The sequence below is a fragment of the Treponema sp. R6D11 genome (genome assembly GCF_054786075.1).
In genome coordinates this window covers 1-1,786 of record NZ_BDHD01000284.1, presented here as the reverse complement: position 1 = coordinate 1,786, position 1,786 = coordinate 1, and the positions used below count along the sequence as shown (strand labels likewise).

Below are 1,786 nucleotides of genomic sequence, written 5' to 3'. Positions count from 1 at the left end.
GTGCAATGTTTAATGGCTTCTGTCATAGGATAACTAAGCCAAAGTTTTCCTTGATCAAATTCATTATCAAAAGTTTCAAGTAATTTATTTATCATTTCATTGTATTCTTGTGGTAACATTGCATCTGAATGGGAATGACCGTCATGATCAAAAAAGAGGTGTACCTCTGACACATCTTTTCTTGCAAGATTATTAATATCTGAGCTAGGTTCTTCTTTGAGAACTTCTACAACATCAAGAGCATCATCATCCTTTATTTTTTTCCAAAGTTGATAAATTTCAGCTTTAAAACTGCTTCTAATTATTTGTTGTCCATTGGGATTCGAGAAAAATATTTTCTCAATGCTATTAAATAATTGTCCTTCAATTTTTTCTCCTTCAAAAACGAGCAATATAGTATTACTCATCAAAAGCGCCCGCACGGTACATTTTTTCTATATTATGGGCAAACCGCAATTCTTTATCTGTCGATGATGATAAGGATTTAATTTTATCCTTGTACATCAAGAAAAGACAATCAGGACGCATAATATCATTTGACATTACCCCAGTATCGTGCGTAGTAAGAATAAATTGACAGTCATTTATTTTTTTTATAATATTTATAACATATTCAGACAAACGCTGATGATAAAAAGCGTCAAATTCATCAATGAATATAAAGGAAGGCGGTTTTTCATTGTATATCGCATTTTGCAACCAAAAAAATAAAACTGTTAATGATTTCATTCCAGTAGAACAATTCTGGAAAAAATCAATTACGGATTTATTGCTATGTGCTGTTTCATAATTAAAAAAGAATAATGTCCGATTATCCATTTTTGTAAATATTATATTTGCTGGAACATCTGCATTTGCTAAAAAAGATTTAAAATCATCAAAATGATTTTTCTTTACTATACCGTCAAGTAATTGAAGAACACCTATCTCATATCCAACATAACTTCTATCATCAAGATTACGAAAAAACAACATTCGATCAACAAAATCAAAAAAAGATAAAAGTGCCGTTGTTTCAACAGATTGTTCCAATGCGGCATTTGATTTTATATATTTTAATACTGAAATTGTTATTTTGCTGATATCTTTATTCAACGTCTGAGCACCTGGTAAGTTAATTTCTAACGGTTCGCCTTTAATTCGATTATAAGAAACAACACATTTATCATTTATAAATAAATGCTCGTACCGAATAGATTCAGGCGCATTTTTTCCATACTGGTATTCAATCACAACTTCCTTAAATTTAAATTTATAATTAAATTCTACTAAATCGCTACCGCTTTCTGCATTCCAATAGTTGTTGGTTAGTAGAAGGCTTTTTTCTTTATCTGTTAAATTGATAATAATATCCATTATCGCCAAGCCAAAATTTGATTTCCCTACCCCGTTATAACCGTAAATCAAAGCTTTATGAGCATACCCATCTTTAACACATTCCTCATTAAATCCATAATTGGACGAGGTAAGATCGAGCGTTATAGCATCTTTGAAACCCCGATAATTCTTGACAGAATAAAAACACAACATATATATACTATCGTAAACAAAAGGTAAGAAATTTACAAGTTGCCGTAAAAAAATTACGGCGTCCTTTCCAAATTATAGCCATTTTTTAGTAAAAACAACATAAAAATATCAAGGTTGCGAAAAAAATAGTATTCTGTTATTATTAGTTTAAGAAAAGAATAACTAAATTATGCCTACACTCAACTGGCTTACCAGAGAACAAGACCTCAAAGTCGCAGCCAATATAGAATATAGGCTTTTAGTAGAAGACGAGCAA

The 1,786-nt window shown here is 30.6% G+C and carries 2 protein-coding genes; both read right to left on the bottom strand.

All coding sequences use genetic code 11. From position 1 onward, the window contains the following. The coding region (locus tag ACYVTD_RS12325; protein ID WP_461248051.1) for a hypothetical protein at window positions 1–407 on the bottom strand (407 nt) is incomplete at its 3' end. Next, complete coding sequence (locus ACYVTD_RS12320; RefSeq protein WP_461248050.1) at window positions 400–1,407, bottom strand: AAA family ATPase; 1,008 nt, start codon at window positions 1,405–1,407, stop codon at window positions 400–402. The genes ACYVTD_RS12325 and ACYVTD_RS12320, both read right to left, overlap by 8 nt. Window positions 1,408–1,786 lie beyond the last annotated feature (379 nt).